Raw genomic sequence first — 19,186 nt, 5'->3', positions numbered from 1 at the left:
CCTATGACCTCGATCTCGGCCCAGCAGCGCGGACTGCACGCGTCCGGGCAGGCCGTGCTGGATTCCGCGCACGCCGGCGACATCGTCGGCGCGTTCGGACGCATCCGGCGGGACGGCACCGGCGCGTTCGGTGGGCGCTGGCGCCGCCTGCGGACGCTGATGGTCATCACCGGCCCGGGACTCATCGTGATGGTGGGCGACAACGACGCCGGCGGCGTCGCGACCTACGCGCAGGCCGGGCAGAACTACGGGATGGGCCTGCTGTGGACGCTGGCGATGCTGATTCCGGTGCTGTACGTGAACCAGGAGATGGTGCTGCGGCTCGGCGCGGTGACCCGGGTCGGTCACGCGCGGCTGATCTTCGAGCGCTTCGGCAAGTTCTGGGGCGCCTTCAGCGTCGGTGACCTGCTGATCCTCAACGCCCTGACCATCGTCACCGAATTCATCGGTGTCTCACTGGCATTGGGCTTCCTGGGCTGCCCGCGGATCGTTGCGATCCCGGCCGCCGCCGCGCTGCTGTTCGCCGTGGTGGCCGGGGGCTCGTTTCGCCGCTGGGAGGCGCTGATGTTCCTGCTGATCGCGGTGAACGTCCTGATCGTCCCGATGGTGCTGCTGGTGCACCCCTCGGTGACGGCGAGCGCCGGCGGGCTGATGCCGCAGTTCCCGGGCGGGCTCAACTCCACCGTGCTGCTGCTGGTCGTCGCGATCGTGGGCACCACGGTGGCGCCGTGGCAGTTGTTCTTCCAGCAGTCCAACGTGGTCGACAAGCGCATCACGGCACGCTGGATTCCTTACGCGCGAGCCGATTTGGTCATCGGGATCGTCGTCGTCATGGCCGGGGCGACCGTGCTGATGGCGGTAGCCGCGTTCGGATTGGCCGGCACCGCCGACGTCGGCCACTTCACCGACGCGGGCGCCGTCGCGTCCGCGCTTTCCCACCACGCCGGCCGCGCGGTCGGAGCGTTGTTCGCGATCATCCTGCTGGACGCATCGCTGATCGGCGCCAACGCCATCGGGCTGGCCACCACCTACGCCGTCGGCGACGCGCTGGGCAAGCGGCACTCGCTGCACTGGAAGATCGGCGAAGCCCCGTTGTTCTACGGCGGCTACGCATTCCTGCTCGCGGTGTCGGCGGCGGTCGCGTTCAGCCCCGACCACATCCTGGGCCTGGTGACCCAGGGTGTGCAGGCGCTCGCCGGCGTGCTGCTGCCGTCGGCGACCGTGTTCCTGGTTTTGCTCTGCAATGACCGGGCCGTGCTGGGCCCGTGGGTGAACACGGTGCGGCAGAACATCATTGCGTGGACCATCGTGTGGTCCCTGGTGCTGTTGTCGCTCGCGCTGACGGCGACGACGTTCTTCCCGCGCCTGTCCACCGCCACCATCGAGGGCGGGCTGGTGGCCGGCGCGCTGATCGGCATCGCCGGCGGCGCCGCCGTGATCGTCGCCGACCGGCGGTATAACGACCTGCGCGACGCGGAGGCCGTCGTGCGGACGCTCGGGGGTGGGCTGGAACCCGAAGACGTCGACGAGCTCGACGACACGCCGCTGCTCACGCCCGCCGAACGGCGCGCGGTGCGCCGGCAGGACCGGGAGAACTGGCAGACGCCCAACCTCGCGGTCCTGCCCCGCGCGACCCTGTCGCCGACCCGCCGGGCGGCACTGTTCACGCTGCGCGGCTACCTGGTGGTGGCCGTCGCGCTGGTCGTCGTCAAGGTCGTCCAGACCGCCATCGCCTGAACGGTATTCGCGCGACTACGGCGAACCGTTGGGCAGCAAGACGATCTTGCCGTGGGTATGGCGGCGCTCGAGCTCCTCGAACGCGTCGGCGACGCGGTCCAGCGGATAGGTTGCGGCGACGTCGAATTCGATGGCGCCGGTGGTGACCAGGTCGGCCATCTCGGCGAGCACCTCCGGTGTGGAGGCCTCCGCGCTGCCCTCGGTCTTGGCGCCGACCTCGCCCGCCTTCTGGAACGAGATGATGGTGTCGATCCGCTCGGGCGGCACGCCCAGGTCGACCGCGAGCTGGACGTAGTTCGGGCCGAACAAGTCGATGAAGGCGTCGATTCCGTCGGGCGCGGCCGCGCGCAGCCGGTCGGCCAGGCCGTCGCCGTAGGAAATCGGGACGACGCCGTGCGCGCGCAGCCAGTCGGCGTTGCCGGGCCCGGCGATTCCCAGCACCCGCGCCCCGCGCAGGACCAGCAGCTGCACGACGAGGCTGCCGACCCCGCCCGCCGCCGCCGAAACGGCGACCGTTTCCCCCGGTTGGGGCGCGACCGCCCGCACGGCGGCGTACGCCGTCACGCCCACCACGTACAGCGAACCCGCGATCTCCCAACTCAATTGGGGAGGCTTGCGGATCAGCTGGCCGACGGGGACCGCGGTGTGGGTGGCGTGGCTGGATCGCCGGAGACTGAAACCCAGCACCTCGTCGCCGACCGCGAACTCGGTGACCCCGGGTCCCACCGCGGTCACCACGCCGGCGAGGTCGCTGCCCTCGCCGGACGGAAACGTGGCGGGGAACATCTCGTGCAGCGCACCCACCCGGATGCCCGCCTCGCCGGGATTGATCCCGGCGGCGCGGACTTCGACCACCACCTCGCCCGGCCCGGGCGACGGCATGTCAATGTCGGCCACGTACAACACATCACGGCCCCCGTAGCGGTCGAACCGCACGGCGCGCGCCGTCGCAGCCGTCATCTCGATCTCCTTCGCAGGCGAATCAAACCGTTGCGGCCGCAAGCCCCCGCTCGCTCAGGCCGTCAGGTCACGACCTCGATGGGGTCGCCGATGTTCACGTTGTTGAAGTACCAGGCCGCGTTGTCCGGGCTGAGGTTGATGCACCCGTGGCTGACGTTGGCATGGCCCTGCGAGTCGACCGACCACGGGGCCGAGTGCACATAGACACCGCTCCACGTGACGCGCACCGCGTACGACGCGGTGATCTTGTATCCGTCGGGGGAACTCAGCGGGATGCCGATGGTCCGGGAGTCCATCACCACCGTGCGCTCCTTCGAAAGCGCGGAGAAGTTGCCGATCGGCGTCGGGCGGGACGGCTTGCCCATGGACGCCGGCATCTCGCGGAGCACCTCGCCGTTGCGGCTGACGGTGAAGGTGTGCGAGGAAAGGCTGGCGACGCCGAGGAACGCGTCACCGGTGTCGAAGCCCGTCGTCAACGCCTGCACACCCACCGAGACGTGGCTGTGGGTGGGCCAGTAGCGGTTCGGAACCCACTGCACGACATTGCTGTCGACCCATTCGAAGTGTCCCGGCACGTTGCTCGGCGAGGTGACGCGGATGGTCCGTTCGACGCCAACGCGATCGGTGACGGGCGCGGTGAACGTCACCACCACGGGGTGCGCCACGCCCACCACCGCGCCGTCGGCCGGCAAAACCTGGGCAACCGCGGGAATCGGTTGGGGCAGCGGGACCGCGGCGACGCTGCGGGCGCCGCTGCCCAGCACGCCAAGGCCCGTGATCGCCACCATAACGAACAGATAACGAACCGTACGGCGCATGGCCTCCGCCCTTCGAGATGGTGCGATCAACACAACGGTATTCTACTGACGATCTACCCGTTGCGGGTTTTAGCAAACAATGGCGGCCCGTCGGGCCGTCACGATAACGATCCGACTACCTGTTGAGTTCGGTCCCGTCACGAGGGAGGGCGGCGAGGGAGCGGCATGACGGCAAACGATCGCTACACGCGTCCCATGGCGCGCTCGGCCGCGCTGGTGCTGATCGACGTGCAGCGGGATTTCCTGGACATCCCCGGGCACGACGCCGCGATGCCGGTTGCCGGCACGCACGCGGCGATCCCGGCAATGGCCAAGCTGGCGACGGCCTTCCGCGGACGCGGCCTCCCGATCGTGCATGTCGTCCGGCTGTACCGACCGGACGGGTCCAACGTGGACGCGGTGCGGCGGGAGGCGGTGGAGCGGGGTGCGCGGATGGCCGTGCCCGGCAGCGCCGGCTCGCAGATCGCCCCCGAGTTGTTGCCCAAAGTCGTTGAGCTGGACCATGAATTGCTGCTGGCCGGGGGCTTGCAGCGGATCGGCGCCGTCGAACACGTGATGTACAAGTCGCGGTGGGGCGCGTTCTACGCCACCGGTCTCGAACGGCACCTGCGCGAAAGCCGGGTTGACACACTGGTTTTCGCCGGGTGCAACTTTCCGAACTGCCCCCGAACGTCGATCTACGAGGCGTCCGAACGCGACTTCCGGATCGTGCTGGTTTCCGACGCGATGTCCGGCCTGTATGACCGCGGCGTCCAGGAATGCCGTGCCATCGGGGTGGACGTGCGAACCCTGCCCGAGACGCTGGATTGGCTGGTCTGCTAGCGGTGCTCTTCCGTCAACTGGGGATCACCCGCCGGCGTTGACCGGTGGCGGTGTGGCCGCGCTGGCGGGGTTGCGGTTCGACAGGTGACCGCTTTCCACGCCCGCCGCCGGGTCGAGTTCGCAGTCGATGACCGACGGGCCGGCCGAGGCGAGCGCCTCGGCCAGCGCCGACCGCAGCTGCGCGGGCGTGGCGACGTGATATCCCTTGCCGCCGAACGCCTCCGCGATCAGCTCGTGCCGCGCACCGGCGTTCAGCACGGTGGGTGCCGGGTCGCTGCCGGCGGCCGATTCGCTGCCGCGGTAGACGCCGCCGTTGTTCAGGATCACCACCGTCACCGGGAGCCGGTACCGGCAGATGGTCTCGACTTCCATGCCGGAGAAACCGAACGCGCTGTCGCCCTCGATCGCGACGACGGGCCCGCCGGTTTCGACCGCGGCGGCGATGGCGTAGCCCATCCCGATGCCCATCACGCCCCAGGTGCCGGTGTCGAGCCGGTGCCGCGGCACCTCCATGTCGATGACGTTGCGGGCCAAATCGAGCGCGTTGGCTCCCTCGTTGACCACATAGACATCCGGCTGATCCCGGAGCACGGCGCGAATGGCGCCGAGCGCGCCGTAAAACCGCATCGGGTGCGTCTCCTCGGCCAGGCGCCGGCGCATCTTCGCGTCGTTGTCGGCCCGGCGCTCGGCGAGCTCGCCCGTCCACTCCGCGGGCACGGCGATCGGCCGGGCGGCCAGGCCGTCGCGCAGCGCCGCCATCACCGACCCGATGTCGCCGGCCAGCGGCGCCGCGATCGGCTGGTTGCTGTCGAACTCCGATGCCGCGATGTCGACCTGCACGAACTTGGCGTCGGCCGCCCAGGGCGGCGAATCCCCCTGGCCGAGTAGCCAGTTGAGCCGCGCCCCGACCAGCAGCACCGCGTCCGCGCGGGCGAGGGCCAGCGAGCGCGCGGCCGCGGCGGACTGCGGGTGCGAGTCGGGCAGCAGTCCCTTGGCCATGGACATCGGCAGGAACGGGATTCCGCTGGCCTCCACGAACTCTCGGATCGCGCCGTCGGCCCGCGCGTACGCCGCGCCCTTGCCCAGCACGACCAGCGGTCGCCGCGCCCCCGCGAGCACGTCGAGGGCGCGGTCGACCGCGTCGGGGGCCGGCAGCTGGCGGGGTGCGGGGTCGACGACCCGCCAGATCGTGTCCGCCGCGGCGGAAGCGTCCATGGCCCGGCCCAGGATCTCGCCCGGAATGTCGAGGTACACCCCGCCCGGGCGGCCGGAGACCGCGGAGCGGATCGCGCGCGCGACGCCGCGGCCGATGTCCTCGACGCGGCCGATCCGATACGCCGCCTTCGCGAAAGGCCTTGCGGCGCTGAGCTGGTCGAGGTCCTGGTAGTCACCGCGCTGCAGGTCCACGGCCGCGCGGTCGCTGGACCCCGAGATCTGGATCATCGGGAAGCAGTTCGTGGTGGCGTTGGCCAGCGCGGGCAGGCCGTTGAGGAAACCGGGCCCGGACGTCGTGAGGCACACCCCGGGCCGCTGGGTGAGAAACCCGGCGGCCGCGGCCGCGTTGCCCGCCGAGGCCTCGTGCCGAAACCCGATGTAGCGGATGCCCGACGCCTGCGCGGTGCGGGCCAGGTCGGTGATCGGGATGCCGACGATCCCGTACACGGTGTCCACGTCGTTGGCCCTGAGGGCGTCCACGACGAGGTGGAAGCCGTCGGTCAAGCGTGCCGAAGCGGTGGTCATGGTGGCGGCTCCTCTCGCGTGCCGTGTCACCACTGTGGTCCACCGGCCCCGCGGGTGTCCAAGACGTTCGATAGCCGACGATTATCCGGCGTGCGCGGCTGGGTATTGGACGAACGGGCAACCGGCGCGGCATGGTGCGATGAGGTGCGTTGGTCGCACAAGGGACAGCGGAGGGAGCGTGGCGATGACGTCCGACCAGTTCACGGCGAAACCGCCCGGCGAATCCGCGGACCCGCGCGTCGCCGACCTGGTCGAGGCCGCCGCGTCCCGGCGCCCGGACGCGCCGGCGCTCGTGGTCACCGCCGACCGGACACCGATCGGCTACCGCGACCTGATGCGGCTGGTTGACGACCTGGCCCGGCGGCTGAAGCTGGGCGGTCTGGCCGCGGGCGACAGGGTCGCGCTGCGCGCGGCCAGCAACGCCGAATTCGTCGTCGGGCTGCTGGCGGCGTCGCGGGCGGACCTCGTCGCGGTCCCGCTGGACCCGGCCCTGCCCGTCGCCGAGCAGCGCGCCCGGTGCGAGGCCGCCGGCGTGCGGGTGGTGCTCGTCGACGACGGCCGCGGCGCCGGCGACGACGCGGAACCGGCGCTGCGGTGCTGGCCGGTCGCGGTGACCGCCCGAAACGACTCCGCGGAGGTCGGCCTGGACGCGGCCGCGGCGCCGGCGCGCGGCGTCTCGACGCCCCAGGGCCTCCGCGACGACGACGCCATGATCATGTTCACCGGCGGCACCACGGGCGTGCCGAAGATGGTCCCCTGGACGCGCGGGAACATCGCCGGCTCGGTGCGGGCCATCGTCGCCGGCTACCGGCTCGGCCCGGGGGACGCGACCGTCGCGGTGATGCCGCTGTACCACGGCCACGGACTGCTCGCCGCCCTGCTGTCGACGCTGGCCTCCGGGGGCACGGTGCTGCTGCCCGCGCGGGGGCGTTTCTCGGCGCACACGTTCGCCGACGACGTCGACGCCGTCGGGGCCACCTGGTACACGGCGGTCCCGACGATTCACCAGATCCTGCTGGAGCGCGCCGAGCCCGGCCGGCCCGCAAGCCGGCGAGCCGCGTTGCGATTCATCCGCAGCTGCAGTGCCCCGCTCACCCCGGAAACGGCGCAGGCGCTGCACAAGGAGTTCTCGGCGCCGGTGGTGTGCGCGTTCGGCATGACCGAGGCGACGCACCAGGTGGCCACCACCGGCATCGATGACACCGAAAACCCCGCGGCGACAACGGGTCTCGTCGGGCGGTCGACGGGGCCCGAAATCCGCATCAGCGGACCCGACGGACGGCCCCTGCCCGCCGAGGCCGTCGGGGAGGTTTGGCTGCGCGGCCCCACCGTGGTGCGCGGCTACCTCGGCGACCCGGCGATAACGGCGGCCAACTTCACCGACGGGTGGCTGCGCACCGGCGACCTCGGATCCCTTTCGGCGACGGGCGAATTGACCATCCGCGGCCGGATCAAGGAACTGATCAACCGGGGCGGCGAGAAGATCTCGCCGGAGCGGGTGGAGGGCGTGCTGGCCGGCCATCCCGGCGTCATGGAGGCCGCCGTGTTCGGCGTGCCGGACAAGATGTACGGGGAGACCGTGGCGGCGGTGATCGTGCCCCGCGAGCCCGCCGCGCCGACCCCGGCCGAGCTCGCGGTGTTCTGCCGCGAGCGGCTGGCGGCGTTCGAGGTGCCCGCGGAGTTTCAGGTGGCCGCCGAATTGCCGCACACCGCAAAGGGTTCGCTGGACCGCCGCGCCGTCGCCGAACAGTTCGGCCGCAGGGCCTGAGCCGAGGCGGCCGAGGCGGTGGTTCCCCACGCGGCCCGCGCACCCGATTCGCCGACGCGATAGCTCTGCACCAGCGTCGCCACCGCGGCCGCGATCACCAGCAGCCCCAGCACGGCGTGCAGCGCGAACTTCACCGTGCGCCCGCGCGCCTGGCGGACGTGCACGCCGGCCAGCACGATCACGGTGGCCGCCAGCGCCGCCACCAGGTAGATCAGCGTTTCGCCGAGTTCCTGGTGTTTGCTGATCGCGGGGGAGGGACCGAGCTTGTCGCGCAACCACATTCCCGAGCCGGTGGTCAGCGGGGTCAACACCAGGGTGATCACGGCCAGCAGCAGCACCAGCCAGATCAGCCGTCGCCGCGCGGCGGGCCACAGCGCGCACAGGATCGCCAGGATCGCCGTCAGCGGGCCCAGCACGACGACGAAATGGTTGAGCAGGATGTGCGCCGGGAGCCCGTTGACCGTCGTCATGACGATCAGGCGGAGGCCTTCACCCGGGCGGCCGCGGATTCCGGCATGGGTTCGTAGCGGACGAACGAACGGGTGAACGACGCCGCCCCGTGCGCCAGGGAGCGCAGGTCGATCGCGTACCGGGTCAGCTCGACCTGGGGCACCTCGGCCCGCACCACCGTGCGCTCGTGCCCGGCGGCCTCGGTGCCGAGCACGCGGCCGCGGCGACTCGACAGGTCGCCCATCACCGCGCCGACGTAATCGTCGGGCACCAGCACCGAGATCTCGTCGATCGGCTCGAGCAGGATCACCCTCGTCGCGGCCGCCGCCTCACGCAGCGCCAGCGCGCCCGCGGCCTGAAACGCGAAGTCCGACGAGTCGACGCTGTGCGCCTTCCCGTCGTACAGCGTGACCCTGATGTCGACCACCGGATACCCGGCGTGCACCCCCTTCTCCATCTGCGCGCGGACGCCCTTCTCCACGCTGGGGATGTAATTCCGCGGCACCGCCCCGCCGACCACCTTGTCGACGAACTCGAACCCGGAGCCCTCCGGCAGCGGTTCCACCTCGATGTCGCACACCCCGTACTGGCCGTGCCCACCGGACTGCTTGATGTGGCGCCCATGGCCTTTCGCCTTGCCGGCGAAGGTTTCCCGCAGCGGCACCCGCAGCTCGATCGTGTCCACCGTGACGCCGTACCGGTTGGCCAGCGCGTCGAGAACGACACCGGCATGGGCCTCGCCCATGCACCAGAGCACGATCTGATGCGTCTCCTGGTTCTGCTCGATCCGCAGCGCCGGGTCCTCGGCGGCCAACCGGCCCAACCCGACGGACAGCTTGTCCTCGTCGGCCTTGGCGTGCGCCTGAATGGCGATCGGCAGCAGCGGCTCCGGCATCGTCCAGGGCCGCAGCACCAGGGGCTCGGACTTGTCCGAGAGCGTGTCGCCGGTCTCGGCGCGGCTGAGCTTGCCGATCGCGCAGATGTCACCGGCCACCACGGCCGACGCCGGGCGCTGCTGCTTGCCCAGCGGGAACGACAGGACCCCGATGCGCTCGTCCTCGTCGTGGTCGGGGTGGGTGTTGCTGCTCCCGTTGGACCCCCCGAAAAAGGACGAGAAGTGGCCCGACACGTGAACCGTCGCGTCGGGCTTGATGGTTCCGGAGAAGACGCGGACCAGGCTGACCCTGCCGACGTAGGGGTCCGACGTCGTCTTCACCACCTCCGCGAGCAACGGCCCGTTCGCGTCGCAGGCCAGCGCGGTGTGCGCAGCGCCCTGGGGGGTGAAGACCTCCGGCAGCGGGTGTTCCAGCGGGGACGGGAAGCCGCGGGTGGCGATCTCCAGCAATTCCACGGTGCCGACGCCGGTGCCGCTGCACACCGGGATCACCGGGAAGAACGAGCCCCGGGCCACGGCCTTTTCCAGATCGTCGATCAGAACCGATTCGTCGATCGTCTCGCCGCCGAGGTAGCGCTCCATCAGCGACTCGTCCTCGGATTCCTCGATGATGCCCTCGATCAGGGTGCCGCGCGCCTCCTCGATCCGGTCGGCGTCCGACTCATCCGGAGAGCGTGTCGTCCGCGTGCCGTCGGTGTACTCGTACTGCGTCTGCGACAGCAGGCCGATCAGTCCGTTACCCGTCGGCAGGTAAAGCGGTAAAACCTTGTCGCCGAACGCTTCCTGCGCGGCGGTCAGCGCCTCTTGGTAGTTCGCCCTGGCATGGTCGAGCTTGGTGATGACCACCGCCCGCGGCATGCCGACCTGGCTGCATTCCTGCCAGAGTGACTTGGTCGGCTCGTCGACGCCCTCGTTGGCGGCGATCACGAACAGCGCGCAGTCCGCGGCGCGCAGCCCGGCCCGCAGCTCGCCCACGAAGTCGGCGTAGCCCGGCGTGTCGATCAGGTTGACCTTGATCCCGTCGTGCGACAGGGATGCCACCGCGACGCCCACCGAGCGCTGCTGCCGGATCTCCGCCTCGTCGAAGTCGCAGACCGTGGTGCCCTCGGTGACCGAACCCGGCCTGTTCAGCACCCCGCCGGCGACCAGCAGCGCCTCGACGAGGGTGGTCTTGCCGCCCCCCGACGGCCCCACCAGAACCACGTTTCGGACGGCGCTCGGGCCGTCCGCAGTCGGAGCCGCTCCCGCGCCCTGGGGAGCGCCTGCTCTGTCGGCCATGGTTTTCTCCTTCTCTGGGACTATCTCCGGGCTTAGGTCCGCGCGGCGTGTCTCAGTGTGTTCTGGCCCACAGGCCGCGTACGCAACTTTTCCCCCAACGGCCGCCCAATACAAGGCCACGGGCCGACCACAATCGGGCCGGCCCGTCAGGCGTGCCAGCCCGCCCAGCGGTGCACCGTGACCGCGATGACGGGACCGTCCAGCGGAACGGATTGGTACTGAGGGTATTTCGCGCGCAGCAGCCGATACCCGGTGCGCATCGCGTCCCCGCCGGAATGGATCGCGGCGACACCGTCGGCGCGGACCCACCACAGCCGCGTCCAGTCGTCGGCGTAGTGGTCGACGAGCAGGCTGACCCGCGGATTGCTTTCGATGTTGGCCAGCCGGCGCAGCCGCCGCGTCGTTTTCGGCTTCGCGTCGACCGCGGTGTAGACGACGTCGGCGTCGTCCCCGAGCGCGAACACCACCGGCACCAGGTGCGGCGTGCCGTCGGGCGCGACCGTGGCCAGCCGGGCCACCGCGGATGACGTGAACCTGGCCTTGGGGTCGAATTCGCCCACCACGCCAGCCTAGGGGCCTAGGTTAACCGCATGCTGGCGGAAACCCAGATCACCAACCTGCTGTACCGCTACGCCGAATGCATCGACGCCGGCGACCTCGAGGCCGCGGCCGAGCTCTTCGCGCACGCCCGCATCCGGGTGGGCGCCGAGGAGACCGTCGACGCCGCGCAGCTGCTGGACATCTGGAAGTCGCTGATCGTGCTGCACGCCGACGGGACGCCCCGAACCAAGCACGTCACCACCAACCCGATCGTCGAGGTGGACGAGGAAGCCGGCACCGCCAGTTGCCGCAGCTACTACACGGTGCTGCAGCAGACCGACCCGGCCGCGCCGCAGACGATCGTGACCGGCCGCTACCACGACCGATTCGAGCGGGTCGACGGCCGGTGGCGGTTCTGCTATCGCGACCTGACCCTGATCGACATGGTCGGCGACGTCAGCCGCCACCTCGCCCACCCCATCGCGCCCGCGCCGGGATCCTCACCGCGCGCATAGCTACCTGCATTACGGTTATACGGGTTAATCAAGGCCGCCCAGACCCGGAGCCTGGGCCGATTATGGTTCGCACCGCGACGCAGGAGGTAACGGGATGAGCAAAGGGCACCACCGCTCGGTCTGGTGGTCATGGTTGGTCAGCGTGCTGGCCGTGGTCGGACTGGGCCTGAGCCTGGCGACGGTGCCCGCGGCCGCCGGCCCGCCCGCCGCGCCGCTCGACCGGTTCGCCGACAGCCCGCTGCTACCGCTCGATCCCTCGTCGGTGGTCGGCCAGGTCGGGCCGCAGGTGGTCGACATCAGCACCAAGTTCGGCTACAACAACGCCGTCGGGGCGGGAACCGGCATCGTCATCGATCCGGGCGGCGTCGTGCTGACCAACAACCACGTGATCTCGGGCGCCACCGACATCAGCGCGTTCGCCGTCGGCAACGGGCAGACCTACGGCGTCGACGTGATCGGCTACAGCCGGACAGCCGACGTCGCCGTCCTGCAGCTGCGCGGCGGGGGCGGCCTGCCCGCCGCCAACATCGGCGACGGCGTCGCGATCGGTGACCCGATCGTCGCGCTGGGCAACGCCGGTGGCCAGGGCGGGACGCCCAGCGCGGTGGCCGGCAAGGTCGTCGCGCTCAACCAGACCGTCTCGGCGACCGACACCCTCACCGGCGCCAACGAGACGCTGGGCGGGTTGATCCAGGCCGACGCGCCGATCAGGCCGGGCGACTCGGGCGGGCCGATGGTCAACGGCAACGGGCAGGTGATCGGCATGAACACCGCCGCCACCGACAGCTACAAGATGTCCAAGGGCCAGGGGTTCGCCATTCCGATCGGCACCGCGATGGGGGTCGCCAACCAGATCCGGTCGGGCGCCGGGTCGAACACCGTGCACATCGGGCCGACGGCCTTCCTCGGCCTGGGCGTGATGGACAACGGCGGCAACGGCGCGCGGGTCGAGCGCGTGGTCGCGACCGGTCCGGCGGCCGCGGCCGGGATCGTGCCGGGTGACGTCATCGTCGGCCTCGACAACGTCGCGATCAACGGGGCCACCGCGATGACGGAGGCGCTCGTCCCGCATCACCCGGGCGACACCCTCGCCGTGCACCTGCGCAGCAACGGCGTCGGAGAGCGCACCGTGAACGTGACGGCGGCGGAGGGGCCCCCGGCCTGACCCGCGCACGGGTATCGCCGGGCGGCTCGCTAATTCGGTTGCCGCCCGGCGAGTTTGCCCGGGTGGTTCCCGAAGTCGCGCCTCGGGTACACGTGGCATCGTGGAAGCGATGAACGACGCACGAGACGCTGTCGAGCACGATCCCGCGGAGGGCAGTCGCGTCGAGGGCGGCGTGGTCGAGCATCCGGACGTCGAGGATTTCGACAATGCCGCCGCATTGCCCGCCGACCCCACGTGGTTCAAGCACGCGGTGTTCTACGAGGTCTTGGTCCGGGCCTTCCGGGACGCCGACGCGGACGGGCAGGGTGACCTGCGGGGGCTCATCGACCGCCTGGACTATCTGCAGTGGCTCGGGATCGACTGCATCTGGCTGCCGCCGTTCTACGACTCCCCGCTGCGCGACGGCGGCTACGACATCCGGGACTTCTACAAGGTGCTGCCCGAGTTCGGGACGGTCGACGACTTCGTCGACCTGCTGGACGCGGCCCACGAGCGGGGGATCCGGGTGATCACCGACCTGGTGATGAACCACACCTCCGAGTCGCACCCGTGGTTTCAGGAGTCGCGCCGCGATCCCGATGGGCCGTACGGCGACTACTACGTGTGGAGCGACACCAGCGAGCGCTACACCGACGCGCGGATCATCTTCGTCGACACCGAGGAGTCGAACTGGACGTTCGACCCGGTCCGCCGCCAGTTCTACTGGCACCGGTTCTTCTCCCACCAGCCGGACCTGAACTACGACCACCCGGGCGTGCAAGAAGCGATGATCGACGTGATCCGCTTCTGGCTCGGACTCGGCATCGACGGGTTTCGGTTAGACGCGGTGCCCTACCTGTTCGAGCGGGAGGGCACCAATTGCGAGAACCTGCCCGAGACGCACGCGTTCCTCAAGCGGGTCCGCAAGGTCGTCGACGACGAGTTTCCCGGCCGGGTGCTGCTGGCCGAGGCCAACCAGTGGCCGGCCGACGTGGTCGAGTACTTCGGCGACCCCAGCACCGGCGGCGACGAATGCCACATGGCGTTTCACTTCCCGCTGATGCCGCGCATCTTCATGGCGGTCCGCCGGGAGTCCCGGTTCCCGATCTCGGAGATCCTGGCGCAGACGCCGGAGATCCCCGACCTGGCGCAGTGGGGGATCTTCCTGCGCAACCACGACGAGTTGACGCTGGAGATGGTCACCGACGAAGAGCGCGACTACATGTACTCCGAGTACGCCAAGGACCCGCGGATGAAGGCGAACGTCGGGATCCGTCGCCGGCTGGCGCCGCTGCTGGACAACGACCGCAACCAGATCGAGCTGTTCACCGCGCTGCTGCTGTCGCTGCCCGGCTCACCCGTCCTCTACTACGGCGACGAGATCGGCATGGGCGACGTGATCTGGCTGGGGGACCGCGACGGGGTGCGCACCCCGATGCAGTGGACGCCGGACCGCAACGCCGGCTTTTCCACCGCGAACCCCGGCCGGCTCTACCTGCCGCCCAGCCAGGACCCCGTCTACGGCTACCAGGCCGTCAACGTGGAGGCCCAACGCGACACCTCGACGTCGCTGCTCAACTTCACCCGCATGATGCTGTCGGTGCGGCGCCGGCACAACGCCTTCGCCATCGGCATCTTCGAGGAGTTGGGCGGGTCGAACCCGTCGGTGCTGGCCTTCGTGCGCCAGGCCGCCGACGACGGCGACACCGTGCTCTGCGTCAACAACCTGTCGCGCTTTCCGCAGCCCATCGAGCTGAGCCTGCAGCACTGGAGCGGGTACACCCCGATTGAGCTGACCGGGCACGTGGAATTCCCACGCATCGGGCACCTGCCCTACCTGCTGACCCTGCCGGGACACGGGTTCTATTGGTTCCAGCTGTCCCCGTCCGAGGAGAACGCATGACTTCCCCGCACAAGCTGCCCTGGTCCGAGTGGCTGCCGCAGCAACGCTGGTACGCCGGCCGCAACCGGGAACTGGTCTCCGCCGAGGCCGGGGTCGTCGTCGGGCTCCGGGAGGATCTCGACCTGGTCCTGGTCGACGCGCACTACTCCAACGGTTCCGCGGACCGCTACCAGGTGATCGTCGGGTGGGACTTCGCGCCGCTGTCCGAATACAGCACCGTGGCCACCATCGGCGCCGCCGACGACCGGACCGGGTTCGACGCCCTCTACGACGAGGACGCGCCGCGGTTTCTGCTGTCGCTGATCGACTCGTCGGCCGAGCGCGACGCGTCCGGCGCGCAGCTGCGCTTCGTCAAGGAGCCCGGCGTCGAACTGCCGCTCGAGGCCATGCCGCACGTCTCGGACGCCGAGCAGAGCAACACCAGCGTGATCTTCGACCGGGACGCGATCTTCAAGGTGTTCCGCCGCGTCAGCAGCGGCATCAACCCCGACATCGAACTGAACCGGGCGCTGGGTCGCGCCGGCAACCCGCACGTGGCCCGGCTGCTGGGCACCTACGAGATCGACGCGCCCGACGTGTTCGGCGACCAGACGTGCCCGTTGGGCATGGTCACCGAGTTCGCGTCCAACGCGGCCGAGGGCTGGGCGATGGCCACCGCCAGCGTCCGGGACCTGTTCGCCGAGGGCGACCTGTACGCCCACGAGGTCGGCGGCGACTTCGCCGGCGAGTCGAACCGGCTCGGCGAGGCCGTCGCATCCGTGCACGCCACCCTGGCCGAGTGCCTCGGGACCGCGCAGGTGACCTTCCCGCTGGACAACGTGCTGGCGCGGCTGTCGTCGACCGTGGCGCTGGTTCCGGAGCTGCAGGAGTACGCGCCCACGATCGAGCAGCGGTTCGCCAAGCTCGCCGGCGAGACGATCACCGTGCAGCGGATACACGGCGACCTGCACCTGGGCCAGGTGCTGCGCACCCCGGAGAGCTGGCTGCTGATCGACTTCGAGGGCGAGCCGGGTCAGCCGCTGGACGAGCGCCGGGCGCCGGACTCGCCGCTGCGCGACGTGGCCGGGGTGTTGCGCTCGTTCGAGTACGCCGCCTACGGGCAGCTGGTGGACCAGGGCTCTCAAAACACGGACAAGCAGCTGGCCGCCCGCGCCCGCGAATGGGTGGAGCGCAACCGGACCGCCTTCTGCGACGGCTACGCCGCCGGGTCGGGCACCGACCCGCGGGATTCGGCGTTGCTGCTGGCGGCCTACGAGCTCGACAAGGCGGTCTACGAGGCCGGCTACGAGTCGCGGCACCGGCCCGGGTGGCTGCCGATCCCGCTGCGGTCCATCGCGCGGCTCACCACCGCCTGACCTCGTCCTCGCTGCGTGCACCGGCGCGCTCTGCAAGCATGTCGGTGTGGCGAGCGAGGTTTTCGACAGCGAGGCGCGGTTGTCGTGGGTGCTGGCGGGGCTGGCCGGGGTGCTCGGCGCGACCGCGTTCACCCACTCCGCCGCCGGCGCCGCGCCGCCGCCGCCGGCTACTTCGTCACGTTCTTGACGTCCTCCTTTGGCTGTGGCCAGAGGATTCCAACCCCGTCCCACTACCTATGCGGCGGGAGAGCAGAGTTGAGGTTCACGGTTCGTAGACCGGCTAGCGCCGAGGTCTCCCCGTGCTGTCACCGCCCGTCCGGCGGCGATGTTGCGTGCGGCGTTCACGTCCGCGTTGCATGGCCCCGCAGTGCAAGCTTGGCACTCGAAAACCGCTTGGCTCTTACGGTTTCCGGGAGCAACGTGCCCACACACGGCGCATTGTTGCGAGGTGTACGCGGCAGGGACCTCCTCGACCCGGCCAGAGGCTTTGTCATGCAAACGCGCAGCAAGCAGGCCCCAACAGCTGCGCCTGATCCCCCGGTTCAGGCCGCGTTTGGCGGCACCTCCCACACCGGGGTGCTCCACCGTTCCGCGCGCAGAGCGCGTCATCGCACGCACATCAAGGGCTTCGATGCGGATCGTTTCGAACCGCCGCGCGATGTCGGTGGTGGCCTTTTCGACCCAGTCCTTGCGTCGGTCGGTCTCACGGGCCTTGAGTTTGGCGATCGCGCGTTTGGTGCGAGCGCGCCGGTTGGAACCACGTTGGGCGCGGGCCAGGCGCTGCTGCAGCACCTTCACGCGCTTGGCCTCGCCGCGGCTCAGGCCGGGGGCATAGAGCAGTTCACCGGTCGACAACGCGGCCGCCACCGTCACGCCGCGGTCGATACCCACCACGGAGCCGTCGCAGGGCCCGGGAATAGGTTCAGGTGCGTGGGCGAACGCGATGTGCCAGCGGCCCGCCCGATCACAGGTGACCCGGTAGGACTTCACACTCTCGGGGACCGGCCGCGACAGCTGGAACCGGATCCAGCCGATCTTGGGCACCCACACCCGACCGAACCGGCGGTTCAGGCGCTCAACGTGATGGGTTTTCACCGCGACCTGCCGAAAGCCCTCATGCACACCGGCTTTGCGCCACGTCGGGCGGCGATGCGTTCCAGCGAAAAAGTTGCGCATCGCCTGAGCGAAATCCCGCAACGCCTGCTGCTGCACCGTCTGCGAGCCCGCCGCCAACCACTCGTATTCGGCACGGGCCGCAGTCAACTGCGCGCACTGCTCGTTATAGCCCGGCGCGCGCCGACCCGGCTGCCAGTGCCGCTGCTGTTCGACCGCCAAATTCCACACATACCGGGCATGGCGACAATGCTCGGCCAACACCACCACCTGCTCAGCAGTCGGAAGCAACCGGAAACGCGACACCCAGGCAACCTAACCGTCACCACCGACAACCCACCGGATACACCTACTTCCACCAGGATCGGCGGGCCCTGCTGGATTAGCCGTCGAAAAGCATCGGCAGCAGCGCTGACCGGGGCGCTGCTGCCGATGCCGACTCGGGGTGTTCGGTCGCCGTCAGGCCGAGTTGTTGCCGGCGTTGAGCACCTGCAGGATGTCGGGCTTCATCGCGACCAGCTGGGCATTCCAGTAGGGCCACGAGTGCGTCCCGTTGGCCGGGAAGTTGAACACGCCGTTGCGTCCACCCGCGGCCACGTAGTTGTTCTGGAAGGTTTCGTTGGTGCGCAGCGTGAGGCCCTCCAGGAACTTCGCCGGCATGTTGTCGCCACCGAGGTCGCTGGGCGTGCCGTTGCCGCAGTACACCCAGATCCGGGTGTTGTTGGCGACCAGCCGCGGAATCTGCACCATCGGGTCGTTGCGCTTCCACGCCGGGTCGGTGGACGGACCCCACATGCTGTTGGCGTTGTAGCCGCCCGAGTCGGTCATCGCCAGCCCGATCAGCGTCGGCCACCAGCCCTCGGACGGGTTGACGAAGCCCGACAGCGACGCCGCGTAGGGGAACTGCTGCGGGTAGTACGCGGCCAGGATCAATGCGGAGCCGCCCGACATCGACAGGCCCACCACCGCGTTGTTGAACGGCGAAACCTGCTTGTTCGCCTGCAACCAGGTGGGCATCTCCTGGGTCAGGAACGTCTCCCACTTGTAGGTGTAGTTCTGGCCGTTGCCCTGCGACGGCTGGTACCAGTTGCTGTAGAAGCTGGACTGGCCGCCGACGGGCATGATCACCGACAGGCCGGACTGGTAGTACTCCTCGAACGCCGGGGTGTTGATGTCCCAGCCGTTGTAGTCGTCCTGGGCGCGCAGGCCGTCGAGCAGGTAAACCGCGTGCGGGCCACCGCCCTGGAATTGAACCTTGATGTTGCGGCCCATCGACGGCGATGGCACCTCCAGATATTCCACTGGCAGACCCGGCTTGGAGAATGCCCCCGCGGTCGCCGAGCCGCCGACGAAACCGACCAGACCGGTCAGCAGGGCAGCCCCCACAGCCGCGATGGACAGTCGGCGCGGCATGGCCGCCGCTGCGCCACGCAACTTCCGCACTTGCTCGAAGAACGACATAGCTCCTACCCCATCTCAACTTTCATCTGCCGCAAGGCGCGGTCGAATCCGTTCTCGGGGAGTCAAACACAGGGCGGGCGGGCAATCCGGCTGTCACGGCCGCAGTTCGAAGTCGCGGTTGGCTAACGATTCGATGTCGGCCCGAAATCGTTGCGATCGGGTCACAATCGGCTGTCGGAACCGCGTTACTTGTCCAGGCGATGCAGGGTGACGCCGATGAGTACGCCATTGTCGACACTCGCGGTCATGTAGCTGCAGTGCGGTTGCCGGCGCCGGTCGGTGGGGGAGCCGGGATTGAGCAGTCGCAACCCCGTGGGTGCCGTTGTGTCCCAAGGGATGTGGCTGTGGCCGAACACCAGCACGTCGGTGTCCGGGTAGAGCCGCGACATGCGCGCCTCCCGGCCCGCCGCGGCGCCCGTCTCGTGGACCACGGTGAGGCGCAGCCCGTCCAGCACCGCGTCGGCGCGCTCGGGCAGCCGTCGGCGCAACGCGGGCCCGTCGTTGTTTCCCCAGCAGGCCACCAGCCGGGCGGCCCGGGCTTCCAGCTCGTCGAGCAATTCCGGCGCCACCCAGTCCCCGGCATGCACGACGACGTCGGCGCCGGCGACCTCGTCCCACACCTTGGCGGGCAGGTCGCGGGCGCGTCGCGGGACGTGGGTGTCGGCGATCAGCAGCAGCCTCACACCG

Annotated in this window: 16 protein-coding genes and 1 pseudogene; 8 read left to right on the top strand and 9 right to left on the bottom strand. The window is 69.9% G+C overall.

The features are described 5' to 3' along the window. Nucleotides 1–3: 3 nt before the first annotated feature. Nucleotides 4–1,737 (top strand): NRAMP family divalent metal transporter, encoded by a 1,734-nt coding sequence (locus OQ968_RS05250; protein ID WP_324675439.1) that lies wholly within the window; start codon nt 4–6, stop codon nt 1,735–1,737. Nucleotides 1,738–1,752: 15 nt separating this feature from the next. Here OQ968_RS05250 and OQ968_RS05245 read toward each other — a convergent pair whose 3' ends face one another. After that, nucleotides 1,753–2,697 (bottom strand): NADP-dependent oxidoreductase, encoded by a 945-nt coding sequence (locus OQ968_RS05245; protein WP_324675437.1) that lies wholly within the window; start codon nt 2,695–2,697, stop codon nt 1,753–1,755. A gap of 62 nt (nt 2,698–2,759) precedes the next feature. Further along, the gene (locus tag OQ968_RS05240; RefSeq protein WP_324675435.1) at nt 2,760–3,515 is read right to left on the bottom strand and encodes a L,D-transpeptidase; all 756 of its coding nucleotides are present in this window, start codon (nt 3,513–3,515) and stop codon (nt 2,760–2,762) included. A gap of 165 nt (nt 3,516–3,680) precedes the next feature. Between OQ968_RS05240 and OQ968_RS05235 the strand changes: the two genes are divergently transcribed. Then, entirely contained in the window at nt 3,681–4,337 is a 657-nt protein-coding gene (locus OQ968_RS05235) for an isochorismatase family cysteine hydrolase (protein ID WP_324675433.1), read from the top strand. A gap of 24 nt (nt 4,338–4,361) precedes the next feature. On the opposite strand, the gene oxc is transcribed toward OQ968_RS05235, so the two are convergent. After that, nucleotides 4,362–6,077 (bottom strand): oxalyl-CoA decarboxylase, encoded by a 1,716-nt coding sequence (gene oxc / locus OQ968_RS05230; protein ID WP_324675432.1) that lies wholly within the window; start codon nt 6,075–6,077, stop codon nt 4,362–4,364. Nucleotides 6,078–6,261: 184 nt separating this feature from the next. On the opposite strand from oxc, the gene OQ968_RS05225 reads away from it, so the two are divergent. Further along, complete coding sequence (locus OQ968_RS05225) at nt 6,262–7,845, top strand: FadD7 family fatty acid--CoA ligase (RefSeq protein ID WP_324675429.1); 1,584 nt, start codon at nt 6,262–6,264, stop codon at nt 7,843–7,845. Here the strand turns inward: OQ968_RS05225 and OQ968_RS05220 are convergent. From OQ968_RS05220 to OQ968_RS05210, 3 genes are all read right to left on the bottom strand, one after another. Then, nucleotides 7,761–8,315 (bottom strand): DUF2231 domain-containing protein, encoded by a 555-nt coding sequence (locus tag OQ968_RS05220; RefSeq protein ID WP_324675427.1) that lies wholly within the window; start codon nt 8,313–8,315, stop codon nt 7,761–7,763. The two genes, OQ968_RS05225 and OQ968_RS05220, sit on opposite strands and share 85 nt — an antisense overlap. Before the next feature lie 5 nt (nt 8,316–8,320). After that, nucleotides 8,321–10,468 (bottom strand): elongation factor G-like protein EF-G2, encoded by a 2,148-nt coding sequence (locus OQ968_RS05215; protein ID WP_324675426.1) that lies wholly within the window; start codon nt 10,466–10,468, stop codon nt 8,321–8,323. A 146-nt stretch (nt 10,469–10,614) separates the two neighbouring features. Next, entirely contained in the window at nt 10,615–11,028 is a 414-nt protein-coding gene (locus OQ968_RS05210; protein ID WP_324675424.1) for a TIGR03668 family PPOX class F420-dependent oxidoreductase, read from the bottom strand. Between the two features lie 30 nt (nt 11,029–11,058). Between OQ968_RS05210 and OQ968_RS05205 the strand changes: the two genes are divergently transcribed. From OQ968_RS05205 to OQ968_RS05185, 5 genes and pseudogenes are all read left to right on the top strand, one after another. After that, nucleotides 11,059–11,523, top strand: coding sequence for a nuclear transport factor 2 family protein (locus OQ968_RS05205; RefSeq protein WP_324675422.1), 465 nt, complete (start codon nt 11,059–11,061; stop codon nt 11,521–11,523). 94 nt (nt 11,524–11,617) lie between these two features. Then, complete coding sequence (locus OQ968_RS05200) at nt 11,618–12,688, top strand: S1C family serine protease (RefSeq protein WP_324675420.1); 1,071 nt, start codon at nt 11,618–11,620, stop codon at nt 12,686–12,688. A gap of 109 nt (nt 12,689–12,797) precedes the next feature. Further along, nucleotides 12,798–14,570: a maltose alpha-D-glucosyltransferase gene (gene treS / locus OQ968_RS05195; protein WP_324675418.1), complete on the top strand. Its 1,773-nt coding sequence runs from the start codon at nt 12,798–12,800 to the stop codon at nt 14,568–14,570. Next, nucleotides 14,567–15,925 (top strand): maltokinase N-terminal cap-like domain-containing protein, encoded by a 1,359-nt coding sequence (locus OQ968_RS05190; RefSeq protein WP_324675416.1) that lies wholly within the window; start codon nt 14,567–14,569, stop codon nt 15,923–15,925. Before treS ends, OQ968_RS05190 begins: the two co-directional genes overlap by 4 nt. Before the next feature lie 46 nt (nt 15,926–15,971). Next, nucleotides 15,972–16,120, top strand: a pseudogene (locus tag OQ968_RS05185) (hypothetical protein); the annotation flags it as partial. 39 nt (nt 16,121–16,159) lie between these two features. Here OQ968_RS05185 and OQ968_RS05180 read toward each other — a convergent pair. The 3 genes from OQ968_RS05180 to OQ968_RS05170 all read right to left on the bottom strand — a co-directional run bounded on the left by OQ968_RS05180 (nt 16,160) and on the right by OQ968_RS05170 (nt 19,182). Next, complete coding sequence (locus tag OQ968_RS05180) at nt 16,160–17,344, bottom strand: transposase (protein WP_324675414.1); 1,185 nt, start codon at nt 17,342–17,344, stop codon at nt 16,160–16,162. 153 nt (nt 17,345–17,497) lie between these two features. Beyond that, nucleotides 17,498–18,499, bottom strand: coding sequence for a diacylglycerol acyltransferase/mycolyltransferase Ag85C (ag85C, locus tag OQ968_RS05175; RefSeq protein ID WP_324675412.1), 1,002 nt, complete (start codon nt 18,497–18,499; stop codon nt 17,498–17,500). Between the two features lie 185 nt (nt 18,500–18,684). Beyond that, nucleotides 18,685–19,182 carry a metallophosphoesterase gene (locus tag OQ968_RS05170; RefSeq protein WP_324675411.1) on the bottom strand — a complete coding sequence of 166 codons (498 nt, stop codon included), beginning with the start codon at nt 19,180–19,182 and terminating at the stop codon, nt 18,685–18,687. Nucleotides 19,183–19,186 lie beyond the last annotated feature (4 nt).

The organism is Mycobacterium sp. 663a-19 (genome assembly GCF_035616495.1).
Classification (GTDB): Bacteria; Actinomycetota; Actinomycetes; order Mycobacteriales; family Mycobacteriaceae; genus Mycobacterium.
This window is presented reverse-complemented; position numbering and strand designations above follow the sequence as displayed.